The organism is Bifidobacterium sp. LH_230, assembly GCF_056357555.1.
Genome location: NZ_JBKEWJ010000014.1, coordinates 25,886 through 42,882, shown reverse-complemented (window position 1 = coordinate 42,882; position 16,997 = coordinate 25,886). Strand labels below are relative to the sequence as shown.

General features: G+C 61.9%; 10 protein-coding genes and 1 tRNA gene. 3 read left to right on the top strand and 8 right to left on the bottom strand.

All coding sequences use genetic code 11. The annotated features are described in order from the left end of the window. Window positions 1-32: 32 nt before the first annotated feature. Window positions 33-1,016, bottom strand: a complete 984-nt coding sequence (locus AC1A0G_RS07680) for an ABC transporter permease (protein WP_476528639.1) — start codon at window positions 1,014-1,016, stop codon at window positions 33-35. 647 nt (window positions 1,017-1,663) lie between these two features. Here AC1A0G_RS07680 and AC1A0G_RS07675 point away from each other — a divergent pair. Further along, window positions 1,664-2,326: a YesL family protein gene (locus tag AC1A0G_RS07675; protein ID WP_476528637.1), complete on the top strand. Its 663-nt coding sequence runs from the start codon at window positions 1,664-1,666 to the stop codon at window positions 2,324-2,326. Between the two features lie 444 nt (window positions 2,327-2,770). Here AC1A0G_RS07675 and AC1A0G_RS07670 read toward each other — a convergent pair whose 3' ends face one another. Beyond that, window positions 2,771-6,601 (bottom strand): glycoside hydrolase family 3 N-terminal domain-containing protein, encoded by a 3,831-nt coding sequence (locus AC1A0G_RS07670; RefSeq protein ID WP_476528635.1) that lies wholly within the window; start codon window positions 6,599-6,601, stop codon window positions 2,771-2,773. Between the two features lie 299 nt (window positions 6,602-6,900). On the opposite strand from AC1A0G_RS07670, the gene AC1A0G_RS07665 reads away from it, so the two are divergent. After that, window positions 6,901-7,686 (top strand): hypothetical protein, encoded by a 786-nt coding sequence (locus AC1A0G_RS07665; protein WP_476528633.1) that lies wholly within the window; start codon window positions 6,901-6,903, stop codon window positions 7,684-7,686. A gap of 51 nt (window positions 7,687-7,737) precedes the next feature. Beyond that, window positions 7,738-7,810 (top strand) — tRNA-Ala (locus tag AC1A0G_RS07660). A 765-nt stretch (window positions 7,811-8,575) separates the two neighbouring features. Here the strand turns inward: AC1A0G_RS07660 and yicI are convergent. The 6 genes from yicI to AC1A0G_RS07630 all read right to left on the bottom strand — a co-directional run bounded on the left by yicI (window position 8,576) and on the right by AC1A0G_RS07630 (window position 16,879). Beyond that, window positions 8,576-10,996 (bottom strand): alpha-xylosidase, encoded by a 2,421-nt coding sequence (yicI, locus tag AC1A0G_RS07655; protein ID WP_476528631.1) that lies wholly within the window; start codon window positions 10,994-10,996, stop codon window positions 8,576-8,578. A gap of 295 nt (window positions 10,997-11,291) precedes the next feature. After that, a complete protein-coding gene (locus AC1A0G_RS07650; RefSeq protein ID WP_476528629.1) occupies window positions 11,292-12,155 on the bottom strand; it encodes a carbohydrate ABC transporter permease in 864 nt (287 codons plus the stop codon). A gap of 16 nt (window positions 12,156-12,171) precedes the next feature. After that, on the bottom strand, window positions 12,172-13,119 hold the full coding sequence (locus AC1A0G_RS07645) for a carbohydrate ABC transporter permease (RefSeq protein ID WP_476528628.1): 948 nt from the start codon (window positions 13,117-13,119) through the stop codon (window positions 12,172-12,174). A gap of 204 nt (window positions 13,120-13,323) precedes the next feature. Beyond that, the gene (locus tag AC1A0G_RS07640) at window positions 13,324-14,631 is read right to left on the bottom strand and encodes an ABC transporter substrate-binding protein (protein WP_476528626.1); all 1,308 of its coding nucleotides are present in this window, start codon (window positions 14,629-14,631) and stop codon (window positions 13,324-13,326) included. 244 nt (window positions 14,632-14,875) lie between these two features. After that, window positions 14,876-15,892: a LacI family DNA-binding transcriptional regulator gene (locus AC1A0G_RS07635; RefSeq protein ID WP_476528624.1), complete on the bottom strand. Its 1,017-nt coding sequence runs from the start codon at window positions 15,890-15,892 to the stop codon at window positions 14,876-14,878. A 231-nt stretch (window positions 15,893-16,123) separates the two neighbouring features. Next, window positions 16,124-16,879, bottom strand: coding sequence for a type 1 glutamine amidotransferase (locus AC1A0G_RS07630; RefSeq protein ID WP_476528693.1), 756 nt, complete (start codon window positions 16,877-16,879; stop codon window positions 16,124-16,126). Between the last annotated feature and the right edge of the window lie 118 nt (window positions 16,880-16,997).

Below are 16,997 nucleotides of genomic sequence, written 5' to 3'. Positions count from 1 at the left end.
TGATGATTCCTTACCTTTCCGTTTCTCTGTCGTCAGATGATCGACTCGCCACGGGTCTTCTTGGAGAGCGCGTTGACGCCGATGAGCAGCGCCACGGAGACGAGCGACTTCAGCATCGAGATCGCAGTACCCAGCGAGAGGCTGGAACCGGTCATACCGACGTTGTACACGTACAGATCAAGGACCTGGATGTGAGCGGTGTTGAAGGCGTTCTGGAAGACGTAGTACTGATCCATGCCGTTGTTGAGGAAGTTGGAGACGCTCAGCATCAGCAGGACGAAGAAGGTCGGCATCAGCTGCGGGATCGTCACGTGGATGATCTGCTGGAGACGGTTCGCACCGTCGACCTGAGCGGCTTCGTACAGCTCCTGATCGATACCGGCGATGCCGGCCAAGTACAGGATGGAGCCCCAGCCGAGGCCCTTCCAGATGCCCCACAGCAGCATCTTGAGCCAGGTGTGGGAATCGGAGTCGAGGAACTTGATCGGCTCGGTGGTGATGTGCAGGTTCTGCAGCAGCTCGTTGACCATGCCGGTGGAGGAGAACATAGCGAAGGCCACGGCGTAGACCAGGACCCAGGAGATGAAGTTCGGCAGGGTGGTGAGCGTCTGGATGAGGTTCTTGAACCACTTCGCGCGGATCTCGTTCAGGGCGATGGCGAAGAACAGCGGCAGGAACGAGGTCAGGATGTTCAGGCCGGACATCGCGAAGGTGTTGATGAGCACCTGGGTGATGGCCTTGAGCTGCGTCGGGTTCTGCCACAGCATCTTGAACCACTGGAAGCCCACGAACTCGCTTTCGGACAGCGGGATCGGCGGCTGGTAGTCGAAGAATGCGTAGGCCCATCCGAACAGCGGCAGGTAGCTGAACAGGACGGAAAAGATCAGGAACGGCACAATCATGAGGAACAGCTTGAAGCCGTGCTGGGCATTGCTGTTCTTCTTCGCTTTGCGGGCCGACTTCTTGTCGGCGCCCGCCTTGGGCAGCTTCCGCGCCGCCTCGCTCGTTGCTTCCATCGGTTCTCCTTTGTTTCCTTCCAACTTGTCAGGTGACGTCATCTTCGGCGAGTCCATCACCCTCGTAAGCTCTATCGCTTATTTATAAGTTGATAAATAACAGTATATACAGTCATCGAACAATGTCAAATCAGCACACGACGTTTGTGTTGTTTCGTGTCGGCCGGCGTTTCTTGATCGTCGGCTATCCGTCATAAACGGTGTCATTCCAACGATTGACAGCAGTCAATCAGCCGTGCCGGCATCCTCGGTCGTCACCTTTCCGCCGCCATCGGTCTTCGGTACCGGTCGCGCCCATCGCCTGCCCGGCGGCCAGCCGCGAACCATCTATCGGCAATCCGCGAGTCGCCGGACGGTCCCATCTCGAACTGTCGGCGCCAGCCCTGCGGCGTGTTGCCGCCGTCCCGGCCCATCGTCAATCGTCCGGCCGCGACATGCACCTTATCTTCTTCCGTTCCGGTCCTATTCCTATTCATCTCTCATCCGGCACGACGACCAGACGCCCGACATCTTGCGTCCGTGTATTGATCGACCTATCAACGAGCCAGTCAGCTGCTGCGTACAGCGGACCTTCACGAGCGCGCGATATAGTGGCATGAGCACACGGCCAGCCGGCCGGTCCCGGTATCCGATCCACGGGAGGAATCGTGAAATTCAATCTCAACGCCCCGTTCTGGCAGTTCATGACGCTGGCCACGCGCTACTTCATCCTCAATATACTGTTCGTCATCACGATCATCCCGGTCGTCACGATCGGACCGGCCCGCGCCGCGCTGTACAGCACGGTGTTCGCGTACACCGACCACGAGGACATCAACTTGGGGCGCGAATATCTGAAGCGGTTCAAGCGCGAGTTCGTGCGCGGCATCGGATCGTCGTTGATCTTCGTGGCCATTCTTGCGGCGGCCCTGTATTCGATCGTGTTCTGGAACAGCCTCGACACGGGACTGGCGAACGTGGTGCTGCCCGTGCTCATCATCGTGTCGGTGGTGGTGCTGCTCACGTTCGAGTACTACTACCCGCTGCAGGCGCGGTACAAGAACACGTTCATGGGCACGCTGTCGAATGCGTTCAAGATGCCGTGGGCGGCGTTCAAGTACACGCTCGGACTCGTGTGCATCGACACGGCGGCCGCGGCGCTGCTCGCGTTCACCAGCTGGATGCGCGTGGCGGTGATTCTGCTGGGGTTCTCGTGGCTGGCGTATGCGAAGTCGATGATCTTCCTGCGGGCGTTCAACCACGTCAGCGGCGACCCGGACAAGCCGCGTGAGGCGCCCGACTACTCGCTGCCCACCGGCTCGCTGCAGTAGAGGCGAGTACATCCGTAAGTGGGTGTTTGCCTACCACGAGGAAGCCACAAACCGGGTTCCCGTGGTAGGCAAACACCCACCTACAGTAGGCCCATCTGGGATCGCCCACTTTCTGCGGATAAGTGTGCAGTCCCGGACACAAAAATCCGTAAGTGGGCGTTTGCCTACCATGAAAACCCTGATTCGGGCTTTTTCGTGGTAGGTGAACACCCACTTTCTGTTTCGTGGTATGCATTCGCCCACTTATGGAGCCTCTTTATGGTAGGCGAACACCCACTTGCCGTGAGTCTGTCCGGGATTGCCCACTTACTGGCTTGGCTCATGGTAGGTATTCGCCCACTTACGAATCAGACGTCCGCAGACACCCACTTACCGTCGGGACATCTGGTAGGTGAACGCCCACTTTTTCTCTTATCATCCATACATTCGACCCGTCATGTTCCTTCACTCGACCAATAGGCCGGAGACGATGGAGCCGACGGGGACGATGAGGGTCAAGGCGCTGGCGTCGGTAGGCAATGCGAATGAGCCGTCGGCGTCCGGGACGATGACGGACCCGTTGACTTGGACCCGAACTCGGGTAAGCCCCGTGCCGGCCAGACGCAGTCTGGTGTTGGGCGCGAACGGCTCGAAGCCGGCGAATCGCGCCCATGCGGCGGGCCGTTCCGAATCCACCTCGGCCAGTGCGGTCGCGAACGACAACGCACCGACGGTATCGGCACGATCTGCGCCAACGGCCGCAACGGGAACGACGGGATTCACGTCGCTCTCCCGATCAGCCGCCGACAACGGCTGTCTGCCCACATTCGCTGCGGTCTTCGCGAGGATATCCGCCAGTTCATCGGGCGTGATCTCGCCTCGGGCACGCTTGGCTTGGGGAGCATCGTGCGCTACCATCGCGCAGGCTTCGCTCGTGCGCTGGCCGGGCAGCGGCTCGGCGGCGATCAGGTCCGCGTTGCTGGATTCATCCCAATGGTCGATGGGAATCCACCGGTTACGCGGACGGGAGACCGGTTGTTCTCCACAGACACGCACGGGCGCGGTCACGCGGATGTCCGCACTCGACGCACCGACCTCGAGCGCGTATTCACCATCTGGCACACGGAAATCGCCCTTGCGCACATCGAAGATGCGCAGCTCCTCACGCGGAATATCGAACTCGATCATGCGGCACTCCCCCGGCTGTACGCCGTGTTCGCGCCGGAACGCCACCAGTCTGCGATTCGGCATCGGCACCGCCTCCGTGGATTGGGCATCGGCCGAAGATGCGGCAGTCGTTCCACGTAACGCCGCCGCCTTCTCGGCTCCCTCGGTTAGGACATTGCCGTTAAGCAAACAGCGGCGCTGTTTGTAGGCAATGTGCGAGCCGACAGGCGCGCCAGTAAACAGCCAGCCGCGAGGCTGTCCGTAATTGCAGGACGCTGGCACGCGAAGCGTGACTGAGGGAGAGTCCACACCCGATACGCCCTCACGGCTCAACGTACCCTCATTCGGATGCCGCACATACAGCTGTACGACCTCGTCGGACGGCGTATTGCCAACGTTGGTGATGCATACGCTGGCATGCACGGCAGCAGTCTCTCCGTCCTCATCCGCCTCGCCCGGAACCGCCGTCACCCGCAGATCACCGTACTCGAACGGCGCAAAGGTCAGGCCATGACCGAACGGATAGAGCACGTCGCCGTCATGCCACTGATACGTGCGCTTGGTGACGATGATGTCGTAGTCGTTCTTGTCCGGCAGCGCAACCCGCTCGCCGTACCACGTCTGCGGCAGACGGCCGGCCGGCGAGACCACGCCGAACAGCACGTGGGCGATCGCCTCGCCCATCGACTGACCGCCCGCGGCGGACAGCACAATGGCCGGCACATGTTCCTGTTCCCAATCGATGTCGTACGGATAGTTGCTGATCAGCACCATCGCCGTGCGCGGATTGGCTTGCACCAGCGTGTGCATCAGCGCACGCTGAGCCGGCGGGAACGCAGTGGACGGCCGGTCGGCGTCCTCCTTGCCGTTGATGACCGAGCAGCAGCCGACCGCGGCGATCACCACGCCGCTCTTGCCGGCGAGCGCCGAGGCACGTTCGAGACCACGCTCCACGATATCCATCGCGAACGGCTTGATGCCGTCATTGCACGCGGAATCAGCCTTCATACCATTGCCGTTCTGCGCAGCACCAGCATCCGCCCCGTTGTCATTCCGAGCGGAGCGCAGCACAGCCGAGGAATCTTCCGTCTCCTGCCCGCCGATGGCAACCGTTTGCGGCACACCGATGCGCTGTGCGCTCAGATCGGTCTCTTGCACCGCATGAATACGGCCGTTGTCATCGATCTGCAATGACACGTCGCTCCACGTGGTCAGACGACCGTCATCGGCCAGATGGAACACTTCCTTGACGAACCAGCCGAACGGAATACGTTTGCCGGCGCGGATCGTGCCATCGTCCTCGGCGGTCAGATACAGTCCATTGGATTCGGCCCGGAACGTCAACGAACCGTCACCCCAATCCTGGAAGCGGAACCGTTCCGCAGCCTCGCGGTCATCCCTCGCGCACAGCACGCCGTCCGCACCGAGCGCCGCATATCGGCCATCGAACCGCAGCAGCACCACGTCAAGCGCGTCATCGGCCACTACCGAAGTCTTTTCAGCCAACGTATGCTTCACACCGTCAAGCACGGTCGAATGGAACGGCGGTTCGCCACCGTACCAGTCTTGGAACCACTGGTCGCCCAGCGGCCCGATCACCGCGACATCACACGCGTCATCGCCGCGCCCGGCATCCGGCGTCTCATCATCACTCCGACCAAGCACACACTCACTGTCATTGCGACCGACTGCAGTTCCACTGCCTGTTCGACCGAGCGAGCCCTTCACCGCGTCATTTCGACCGAGCGAAGCGAGCGGAGAAATCTTTCCCCCATCCCAATCAGCATCCGACTCACCCCCTGTCATAAACGGCAGCAACCCGTCGTTCTTGAGCAGCACCACGGACTCTTCCGCCACGCGCAACGCGATATCACGATGTTCGGGCGAATCGATATCCGCATCGCTCACCGCGTCGAACGGATTGCCCGGCACGACATTGCCATCGCAACGGCCGACACCACTGCTCACGTTGGCACCACCATCATCAGTATCCGTACCAACGTCGCCGCAACCGCAACCCGCAACAGGCCGGTCGAACAGGCCGAGCCGCACCTTGGTCGTGAACGAGCGGCGCAGCGCGCGATCAACGTCCGCCTCGTCGATCAGCCCGCGTTCCCACGCATTGCATACGGCCGTATGCACCATATTCATATCGTCGGTCATGCAGTCCACGCCGGCCTTGAGCGAGCATGCAATCGTCTCGGCGTGCGAATCGGTGTCGTGCCTGGCGTCGTGCACGAGCGAGACCGCACCGCCGTCACTGACAACGTGCCCATTAAGGCCGTATTCGCCGTGCAGCAACTCCTCGACGCGCGGGTCGTGCATCTGCACGGTGCCGTTCACCGCGTTGTATGCGGTCATCACCGAGGTCACGCCGGACTGCTCGATGCAGCGGCGGAACGGCTCATAGTAGTACTCGCGCCGGTTACGGGCGTCGATGGTGGAGTTCGTGACGCAGCGGCCGTCCTCCACGTTGTTGGCGAAGAAGTGCTTGAGCGCGGCGGAAATGCGCAGATGATCGCGCGTCTCCTCGGGACCGCCGCCCTGCATGCCGCGAACGTATGCACCGGCCATGTCGCCGGTGAGCACCGGGTCCTCGCCGTAGCCTTCCTCGTTGCGGCCCCAACGCGGATCGCGTTCGAGATCGACAGTCGGCGCCCAGCGGAACAGGCCGATCTCCGGTCGGCGATGATACAGCGCACGCGCTTCCGTGCCGACCGCCTCGCCGGCCTGTTCGAGCAGATCGGCGTCCCATGTGGCGGCCATGCCGATTGGCTGCGGCAGTGACGTCGTGATGTCGGGCGCGGTGGGATGGTCGCCCTGATCGTGCCGCGCTTCGATGCCGTGCGCGGCCTCGCTGCCGATGCTGAACCGCTTAATGCCCAGTCGCGGCAGATCCGGCGTAGTGGTGGCGAGGAAACCGAGCTTCTCCTCGATGGTCATGGCGTGCAACAGCCAGTCCACGCGGGTCTTGACGGGCAGTGACGCGTCCCATAGCGGGGTATCGTACGGGGTTCGCGTCGTCGGTGCGGATTGAGCAGACTGTGCTGACGATACGGACTGCGCCGGCGTCTCTTCCGGCTGCGTCTCTGGTTCGACGGCGGACTGAAGCGGTTCATGATCGGACATGGCGACTTCCTTGTTGCGGTCTTGCGAATACTTCCTTGCGTCGAAGACACGTGCCGGTCCGGCCGTCATCAGCCTCGACCGTCACATGCGATCGCACATCACGATCAGCATAACCGCGCTCAACGACTTATCTATAAGTCTATAAATAAGGTTTTGTGAGCGATCACATCGCATGGCGGCACCATCGCACGGATATCATGGAACCATCGACTTCACCGACGAAGGAGACAATCATGCGCCGCACACCGCTCTCCCATCACATCGCACGGCTCCATGCCCTTGCAGCACGAACCTCGGCGATGCTCTGCACCATAACGCTGGCACTGTCCGCCGGACTTTCCGGTTGCGGGTCCCCCTCGGCCACCCAGACCGGCAACGGCACGCAGTCCAGCTCCCTCGCGGCCATGACCGCGCCACGCACGCGAAACACCTGTCTGCGCCGCAGATCGTCGGTCGGCACGAACGGAACATTCGATCGCGCGCAATCATACGACTCGCTCGACGCGTTGATCGACAACAGCGACACCATCATCGTCGGCACCGTCCGCGGGTCGAGCACCGACCGGCCCGACGACAAGCTGCTCGGCGCCACCAGTCACGACGTGCGGGTGCTGGATGTCGTCAAAGGCGACGTTTCCGCCGGCGATACGATCATCGTCCGGCAGAACGGCAGCACGCAGACCGATAACGCCGTCGACGGATACCCCATCCCCGATACGATCCTGTGCCGCGCGGACACGCGACTGCTGTTCCTGCATACGTTCGAGTTGAGCGACGAGGATCTGGCCGATTATCCGTCGCAGGTGTATCTCACGGAGCCGGTCACCGAGTTGCCGGAATCGTATTATGTAGCCGGCATGATCGCGGGTATCTACGCGCCGATCGACGAGATCGGGGACGCCGGCATGGCGGCTGGCACGACGGTGACGTTTACGCGGTCGTTCCCGTTATCGTACGATGATCTGCCCGATCGAGTACGACTGACCAAGGAGCCGGCGGATAGCAGCAGCGACACCGCAGGCAGCGCATCCACGGACGATAGCGATGATCACAAAACTTTCACATATCGATTTGCATCTGAGTGAAAACCCTATTATAGTGTTGCGAGTTGTCCTGCGGAGCAAGACAACATCCACGGGGCTGTAGCTCAGTTGGTAGAGCGCTTCGTTCGCATCGAAGAGGTCGTGGTTTCGATTACCATCAGCTCCACGAAGGCCGATTCCATTCCACCGGGATCGGCCTTTTTTCTTTTTTCGTCGACGGCGGCATCCCTTGCAGTCTTATCGCGCCGAGAATAGTCACGCTGACGCAGTCTCAGCGCGACTATTCTCGGAAATCAGCGGCTTCGTCCGGAAATAGTCGCGCTGGCGATGTCTCAGTGCAACTATTCTCGGAGAGGTGGGGCGTTTTCCGAAAATAGTTGCGCTGACGGCGTCGCGCTGCAGATATCCCCCATATGCGCTGTCGCGAGGGGGCGCAAGGTTGTCGCCTACGGCTATGGGGTAATAGACGAAACGTGGGTCTGAAATCCGGTGCGGGGCTTAATGCGGGTTCGCGCGCCCGAACGCGATTAACGGTTGGGTATTCATCCCCATCCCGGTACACAAGATGGAGAAATACATCACTTCGGATTCAGAACCCACGTTTTGTCTATTAACCCGCCACCGAAGCCCCCCAAAAAAAAAACCACCAAAAAACGGTGCGTGGCGGCGACCGCACCTTCATGCGATCAACCGCCACGCACCGTTTCACCATCCGCACGCCGGAGCCGTTCCCCGCGCAGTCGAACAGACCTGCGCGAGTCGCGGCCGCCCGGCGTCACGTCATTGCACCGGGTGGGTGATGTCGTCAACGATGCCGCAGACGACATCACCCGCCGAGCCGAGCGTCACTCCGAACCGAGCATCACCCCGAGCCAGCCACCGCCAACTCGTCAGCAACACAGCCCGTCAGCAACGCGCCCAGCCGTCAGGCTCACAGCGTCACGACACCGCCCTCGGCGGCGACGATCTCGCCGGTCGAGCCGAGACGGGCGCGGAACGCACGGCCGTCCGAGCTCTTCACCTCGATGCCGCCATCCACGCGACGCGCGGTGAACGTCACCGACGTGCCGTCGATCTCGGAGACGACCACTTCGGCCGCGTCGCCCGCGAACTTGTCGCTCAGGAACACCGACACCAGCGCATCGGTGCCGTACACGCGGTCCGGCTTCGTCTCGCCCGGGTTCGTGACCACGATGCTGCCGTCGCGCACCCACAGCGGGATCGAATCGTAGCCGTGGTTTTCGTCGCGCCACACGCCGCCATCCGCGACCTCGCCGGTGAACCAGTTCGTCCACACGCCGTCCGGCAGGTAGTACGACACGTCGCCCGAGTAGGTGAACACCGGGGCCACCAGGAACGACGGGCCGAACATGTACTGGCGGTCCAGCGTACGGCAGGTGTGGTCGGCCGGGAACTCGACGAACATGGAGCGCATGAGCGGCGTGCCGTTGAGGTGCGGCTGCAGACCGAGCTGATACACGTACGGCATGAGTTCGAGCTTGAGCTTGGTGAACTGGCGCACCACGTCGACCGCGGTCTGACCGGGCACGAGCGCCACGCCGTTCTTCTCGTCCTCCTCGTCGAACAGCCACGGCACGCGGTACACGGTCGAGCCGTGCAGACGCGAGTGCGAGCCGAGCATGCCGAACGCCACCCAGCGCTTGTACACGGCCGGGTCCGGGAACGCGCCCTCGAAGCCGCCGATGTCGTGGCTCCAGAAGCCGAAGCCGGACGAGGTGAGCGACAGGCCGGCGCGCAGCGTCTGCGCCATGCCGTTGAACGTGGACTCGCAGTCGCCGCCCCAGTGCACGGGCTGCTGCTGGCCGCCGACCGTGGCGGAACGCGCGTACAGGCACGCCTTGCCCTTGCCGTACGTCTCCTCGATCGCCTCGAACACGGTCTGGTTGTACAGCTGCGTGTACCAGTTGTGCATGGACAGCGTCAGCGAGCCGTCGTGCCAGATCACGTCGCGCGGGATGCGCTCGCCGAAGTCGGTCTTGATCGCGTCGATGCCCTGCGCGAGCAGCGCCTTGACCTTGCCCTTGAACCAGTCGCGCGCCTCGGGGTTGGTGAAGTCCACCAGGCCCATGCCGGCCTGCCAGAAGTCGGTCTGCCAGACCTCGCCGTTCGGCTTGCGCACGAGATAGCCCTTGTCGCGGCCTTCCTTGAACATCTCGCCGCGCTGGCCGATGTACGGGTTGATCCACGCGCAGATGTGCAGTCCCTTGTCCTCATGCAGTCGCTTGAGGGTGGATTCGATGTCGCCGAAGAAGCGCTTGTCCCATTCGAAGTCGCACCAGTGGAACTCGCGCATCCAGTAGCAGTCGTAGTGGAACGCGGCCAGCGGGATGTCGCGTTCGGCCATGCCGTCGATGAACGAGTTGATGGTGGCCTCGTCGTACTTGGTGGTGAACGAGGTGGTCAGCCACAGTCCGTAGCTCCACGCGGGCACGTTGGCCGGGCGGCCGACGAGCTTGGTGTAGCGGTTCAGTATCTCCTTCGGCGTCGGTCCGTAGATCACGCAGAAATCGATCGCCTCGCCCGGCACCGAGAACTGAACCGCTTCCGTGTTCTCGGACCCGATCTCGAACGACACGTGGCCGCGGTTGTTGACGAGCACGCCGTATCCGTTCGAGGTCATGTAGAACGGGATGTCCTTGTATCCCTGCTCGGATGCGGTGCCGCCATCCTCGTTCCAGATGTCGACGCTCTGGCCGTTCTTCACATACGCGCCGAACCGCTCACCCAGGCCGTACACGGTCTCGCCGACCGCCAGGTGCAGCTGGATGCCGGTGAACACCTCGGACTCGTCGTATGCGGAACCGTCCATCGTCACGCCGAACTCGCCGACCGGCTGCGCGGTCACGTTCGACAGCGGGCTCAGCTTGAACCGCGCCAGCGACTTGCCGGCCGACTCGGTGAGCACCTTGCCGTCCGCGCCGAGGAACGTCAGGTTCCACGGAGCGCCCTTGACGACCTTCGCGGTCAGGCCGCCGGTGGTGAGCGTCACGTCCGCGCCGTGCTCGCCGACCTCGCCGTCGCCGTTGCCGTTCGCCGCGACATGCACATATCCGCGACCGCCGACCTCATCGGCGTTGAGCGGGAATCCCGGATACTCGTCCGCGCCCTGCCAGTGCTCGGCACGCACGCGGATCACGCCCTCGGCCGGGGTGGTGATGTCCACGTTGAACGTGGGCAGGTTGAGCGTGCTGTATCGGCCGTTGACCACGGAGGTCGGCGCGAGCACGTTGAGGCTCTCGCTCGCCGGGTCGGCGGTCAGCTCGTAGGCCTCGCGCGCGTAGAGGGCTTCCATGCCGTCGCGCGGCAGCCAGTAACCGTTGGTGAACTTCATTGTTGACTCCTGTTTGGTTGGGGTACAGCTGGGGTGATTGATCCGCAGAGTCGATGATCAGATCGACTGCGGATGGCCGACGGTCACAGCGCGGCCGGACGAGCGATGCGCACCGCGCGTCCGGCCGGTGACTGTTCGGTTCGATCGTGATCGAATCACGATCCGGTTGACCGTTCGGCTTGATCGTGACCGAATCACGATTCGGTTTGACTATTCGTTCGGTCGTAACCGATCACGATCGATCACGATCGGTTCGGTTATGTTTGATCGACGATGATCGACTGATCCGATCCGCTTACTTCACGGCGCCGGTGGTGATGCCGTTCGACAGCGTGCGCTGGAAGATCAGGAAGAAGATCAGGGTCGGCAGGATGGAGATGAGCGACGCGGAGGCGGTGGTCGTCACGTCCATCAGACGGTCGCCGGACAGCGATGCGATCGCGATCGGGACGGTCTGCGAGGAGTTGTCGATCAGGAACGCCATCGGGATCATGTAGTCGTTCCACGTCCAGATGAAGAAGAACACGAGCATGACGGCCAGCGTCGGCTTCGAGATCGGGAACACGATGTCCTTGAGGATCATCCAGCGGCTCGCGCCGTCGATCGTCGCGGCTTCCAGGATCGCCTTCGGGAACGTGCCGTACACGCTGGACAGCAGGTAGGTGCCGAACGCGCTCTGGATCACGGTGAAGATGATGACGATGGACCACGGGTTGTTGTACAGGCCGATCTCCTTGAACATGATGTACAGCGGGTACAGCAGCGCTTCCTGCGGCAGCATGTTCGCGAGCATGATCATGAGGATGATCCAGCGGCGGCCCTTGACGCGGCCGATGCCCAGCGCGAAGGAGTTGAACACGGACAGCGCGACCGCGCACACGGCCACCACGCCGGAGGTCCACACGGAGTTCCAGACCTTTTCGGGGAAGTTGACGCGGGTCCAGAACTTGACGAAGCCGTCGAGCGTGAACGTGGTCGGCCAGCTCAGCGGGCCGTTGGAGTTGTAGTCGGACGCCGTCTTGAACGCGTTCAGGCACAGGACGATGAACGGGAACAGCATCACCACGCCGCCGACGATCAGCAGGACGATGATCAGCCAGTCTCCGGGGGTGCGGTTCTTCTTGACTTTGGCGATTTTCTTGAGTTCAGCTGCGCTCATGGTAGTCATTTTCGACTCACTCTCCATCCTCGGCTTCGACCTTCTGCTGAAGGTTGGTGAACACGATGGCCACGATGATGATGACGACCGTCAGGGCCGTCGAGATCGCGGCGCCGTAACCGACCTGCTGCACCTGGAAGAACTGGGTGTAGGAGTAGTACGACGGCACGATGGTGCTGGTGCCCGGGCCGCCCTTGGTCAGCATGTAGACCGGGGCGAACACCTTCAGCGCGGCGATGGTGCAGGTGAGCGCGACGACGAAGATCTCCGGCTTGATGGACGGCAGCGTGATCGCGAGGAAGCGCTGCCACCAGTTCGCGCCGTCGAGGCCGGCCGCCTCGTAGAGTTCCGGATCGACGCGCTGCAGGCCGGACATGAAGATGACCAGCGGGTAGCCGACCTGAATCCAGACCATGATGAGCATGAGGAAGATCAGCGCCGTGTCGGGTTTGCCGAGCCAGTCGTGCTGCAGGCCGCCCAGTCCGATGGCCTTGAGCACCGAGTTGAGCGCGCCGTTCTCCGCACGGAAGATCCAGCCCATGACGAGGGATGCGATGGCGATCGGCAGCAGCTGCGGGAAGTAGTAGATCGCGCGCATCGTGGCGGCGGACTTCGCGCCGAACTTCTTCTGGACGACGTCGAAGATCAGGGAGGAGAGGATCAGACCGAGCAGGATCGGGATCACCACCATGGCGATGATCATCCAGATCGAATTGCGGAATGAGATCCAGAACGTGGTGTCCTTCATCAGGCGGGCCCAGTTCTTGAGGCCGGCCCACACCGGCGGCTTGATGCCGCGGTAGTTGGTGAAGCTCAGATAGATGTTCCAGATGCCCGGGACGATGATGATCCAGGTCAGCATCACGAAACCGGGGATCAGGTACAGCCAGAAACGATTCGCCGGGCTGCCGGGGATGCGCGACACTTCCTTGGCGCGCTTGGCTCCTTTGCTCTTTGCTTTCATAACGCACGCTTTCATCATTGAAAGAAACGGATGGTGATATTCAGTTATGCACGTATTCAGTTATTCGGTTATGACCGTTGCGGCATACCGCAGGGAAGGAAGAAGGCGTGCGGGCCTCGGCACGAGGCTTGGGACCCGCACGCCTTCGGTTAGGGGAAGGGGAAGGGACGTATATGGTGGTTGGCGATGCGGCCCGGCTGCGGTTCAGCTGACCGTGATGCCGGAGGCCTCAAGGCCCTTGTTGTAGTTGTCTTCCATCTGGCCGAGCACGGTCTTGACGTCCGCGGTGCCGTTGATGAGCTCCTGCAGCGAGGCGTTGATCTCGTCGTAGAAGGTGGAGGTCGGCCAATCCGGGTAGAAGCCGAGCTGGTCTTCCTTGACGGCCTCGTCGAACTGCGCGACGAACTGCTTGGTGTCCTCGTCCTTGATGGAGTCGGTGTCGGAATTGATGGCCAGACCGCCCTGCTCGGCCATATAATTCTGGACTTCCTTGCTCAGCGTGATGTTGATGAACTTGGCGGCCAGATCCTTCTTGGCGGAGTTCTCGGGGATGACCCAGACGTTGCCGGAGGAGCCGACGATCTTCTTGGTGTCCGGGAACTTGGCGTAGGTGGAGTGCAGGTCCTTGGCCTCTTCCTTGAAGCGGGCGTGCCACCAGGTGCCGGAGAAGAAGATCGGGTTGACGCCGGTCATGAAGTTCTGGCCCGCGTCCTCGGCCTTGAGGTTGGTGGAGTCCTTGGAGATGTAGCCCTTGTCGACCCATTCCTTGATCTTCTCGGTGGCGTAGGTCAGCGGCTCGGAGTTCCAGTCGACCTTGCCGTCGTACATCTCGTAGGCCTTGATGAACGATTCATCGGCCTTGGAGAGGACGAGCTGCCACCACAGGTGCTGGGTCGGGTATTCGGCGGAGCCGACGGACAGCGCGGTGACGCCGTTCTCCTTGAACTTGGCCATCGCGTCCTCGAGCTCGTCGAACGTGGTCGGGATCTCGATGCCGTACTTGTCGAACATGTCGGTGTTGAAGTACAGGAGGCAGTCCTCGCCGTAGTTGGTGATGCCGTACCAGTCGCCGGAGCCCATGATGCCCTGCTCGTCGTACTTGCCGGTGTCGGCGAGGGAGCCGGTGATGATCTTGTCCCAGCCGTATTCGGAGACGTAGTCGTTGAGGTTGGTGAGCAGGCCCTGGCTGGCGAGCAGGCCGGCGGTGGCGTTGCCCTTGTTGTATTCCATGACGTCCGGGGCGTCGTCGGAGTTGAGGATCTGGGAGGCGTTCTGGCGGATCTGCTCGAAGGCCTTCTTCTCGAATTCGACCTTGACGCCGGTTTCCTTTTCGAAGATTTCGATGGCCTTGTCCCACGCCTTGCCCTGGGCGGTGGTGGCTTCCTCGTAGTGCCAGATCTTGATGGAGGTCGGATTCTCCTCCTGCTTGGTTTCGGAGCTGCCGCAGCCGGCCACGCCGATCATCGTCGCAACGGCGAGCGCTGCCGCAGTAATCCTACGTGCGTATTTCATCTTGTTCTCCTTGTCAGCTCCATTACTGAACCAAAGAATTTCGAATCGTTTCGAAAAAACTTTGTACTTACAAGATAAAGGAGAAGTAGTCTCGTCGCAAATCATTTCGATTGATTTCGACAATCGATTTCGACAAATTTGACGCGTGAACGCTCACGGAAAATGTTCGTTTTCGATGATGTTCGGTTGTGCATCACTGATGTGCGATTGCCAACGATCGCACGAACGAAACCGCACGCGACAGTCAGCTACGGTGACGCGCCATCGTGCCGCGCGCAAGATACTGCGGCGCGAGCAGTTCCACGCGACCGACATCGTCGCGCTTGCCGTCGAGCACCTCCATCATCACATCGACCGCGCGCGTGCACACATCGGTCGGCGACATCGGCATCTCGTCGACCTGCCGCGGAATACCGCCCAGGCCGAACGTGCACGTCGCCATCACCGACACGTCAGCCGGTATGTTCAGCCCACGGTTGGCAAGGCTGGCGATCACGTTGGTGATATGCGTGGCGTTCGTCTGGCACAGGATCATGCTGATCTGCGGGTCCTCCACGAACGCCTCGTCGAGCATCAGATCGACGTCCGCGCGCGAGTTGCCGGTGGACGGACGGAACATGATCGAAACGCCCAGATCATCGGCCTTCTTCATCGCGGCGTCGCGGCAACGCACCAGATAATTCGAACCGTCCTCGTACGCGCCCGCGTTATTGCCGGCGATCAGCACATGCCGGTGGCCCAGCCCGTACGCCTTCTCGACGGCCTCGCGGCCCATGCGCTCGAAGTCGATGTCGACCGAATACACGCTGTCGGAATTGGTCGGGTACCCGATGGCCACCACCGGCACGTCGAGCATGCCGGCCACGTCGGCGCGGGAGTCGACCATGAGCACGTCGAGCAGCAGGATGCCGTCGACCATGCCGCTCGACGCGATGCGCGTGAGCTCCTGATCGCCGTACTCGTGCATGAGCAGGAGGATGTCGTAGCCGTAGCGCTTGGCCCGCGTGGCAATGGCGAAGAAGAACGTGGCGTAGTTCGAATAGTCCGTGTAATCGTGGACCGGCGAGCTTAATGCCAGCACCTTGGTCGGCTCGCCGCGCAGCATCCGGGCCTGCGCGTTCGGCAGATACTTGAGTTCGCGGGCGGCCTTGAGCACCTTCTGCTTGGTCGCCTCGCCGATGGACCGCTTGCCGCTCATCACATACGACACCGTGCTGATCGACACCCCCGCACGCGCCGCGACATCCTTGATACCAGCCATCGCCACACCCCCTTATCTGTTGCCGGGCGAGACGCCGTGCCGCGCACTTCTACAACACCGCCATCAACAAAACCGCCACTTCGCGGCCTCGGCACAACGTGTCGAAATCGGCAATCGAAACGTTTCTCCTAATTGTAGGCGAAAACGCTCGCGGGGCAACTCGGGAGCAGTGATCTCCCTCACATCGGGAGGTGGGATACTCGCGGGAAACGGACGCGCGCCCAAGCCTCCCTACCGCGGACGGGAGGCGGCGACGCGGCGGGCCTGTTCGGCGGTGGCGTTGAGATGGGCGAGGGCCTCGCGCTGTTCGTTGGTCTGGTGCCGTTCCGGCTCGAACACGCCGTAGCGGCGTTCGACGGCCGTGTGGATCAGGAAATCCGCGATCTTCGGGTTCTTCGGCAGCAGCGAGCCGTGCATGTACGTGCCGATCACGTTGTTCACGCGCGCGCCTTCGGTGTGGTCCTCGCCGTTGTTGCCGCGGCCGTCCACATCCACGCGGCCAAGCGGACGTACGCCGTCGCGCAGGAACGTCTGGCCGGAGTGGTTCTCGTAGCCGATCACATCACCGAAATCGTCGGCATGCTCGACCAGATTACCGATCATGCGCACGTCCTGACCGACCGTGTACGCGCCGATCACGCCGATGCCGTCGAGCCGCGTGCCGTCGATCGTCTCGAAATACTCGCCGAACAGCTGATACAGGCCGCAGATCATCAGCATCGGCACACCGTCGGCGGCGAGCGTGCGCAACGTGTCCGCGCGACGGAACAGATCGTCGATGATCTTCTTCTGGCCGGTGTCCTGACCGCCGCCGCCGAGGATCATGTCGACGTGGTCCGGCCAGTCGTCGCCCTGATTGTACGCGGTGACGCGCGGTTCGTAGCCGTAGAGCGCAAGACGGCGCGTGACGGTGAGCACGTTGCCGGAGTCGCCGTAGATGTTCATGTCTTTCGGATAGAGGGACATGATGTCGATGGTGGTCATGATGGCTTCCTTTGGTGTTGCATAAGGGCGACGGTTGATTTACCAGGTCACTTCGAGCGAGTGCGACTGCGTCTTACCGTGTCATTTCGAGCGAAGCGCAGCCGATTCCTACTGCGTCATT

Excerpts from the sequence above, each read along its gene's own strand:
- AC1A0G_RS07640 (WP_476528626.1), bottom strand. The coding sequence starts at position 14,631 with ATGAAATACGCACGTAGGATTACTGCGGCAGCGCTCGCCGTTGCGACG.
- AC1A0G_RS07665 (WP_476528633.1), top strand. The coding sequence starts at position 6,901 with ATGCTCTGCACCATAACGCTGGCACTGTCCGCCGGACTTTCCGGTTGC.
- AC1A0G_RS07670 (WP_476528635.1), bottom strand. The coding sequence starts at position 6,601 with ATGTCCGATCATGAACCGCTTCAGTCCGCCGTCGAACCAGAGACGCAG.
- AC1A0G_RS07645 (WP_476528628.1), bottom strand. The coding sequence starts at position 13,119 with ATGAAAGCAAAGAGCAAAGGAGCCAAGCGCGCCAAGGAAGTGTCGCGC.
- AC1A0G_RS07635 (WP_476528624.1), bottom strand. The coding sequence starts at position 15,892 with ATGGCTGGTATCAAGGATGTCGCGGCGCGTGCGGGGGTGTCGATCAGC.
- AC1A0G_RS07680 (WP_476528639.1), bottom strand. The coding sequence starts at position 1,016 with ATGGAAGCAACGAGCGAGGCGGCGCGGAAGCTGCCCAAGGCGGGCGCC.
- AC1A0G_RS07650 (WP_476528629.1), bottom strand. The coding sequence starts at position 12,155 with ATGAGCGCAGCTGAACTCAAGAAAATCGCCAAAGTCAAGAAGAACCGC.
- yicI (WP_476528631.1), bottom strand. The coding sequence starts at position 10,996 with ATGAAGTTCACCAACGGTTACTGGCTGCCGCGCGACGGCATGGAAGCC.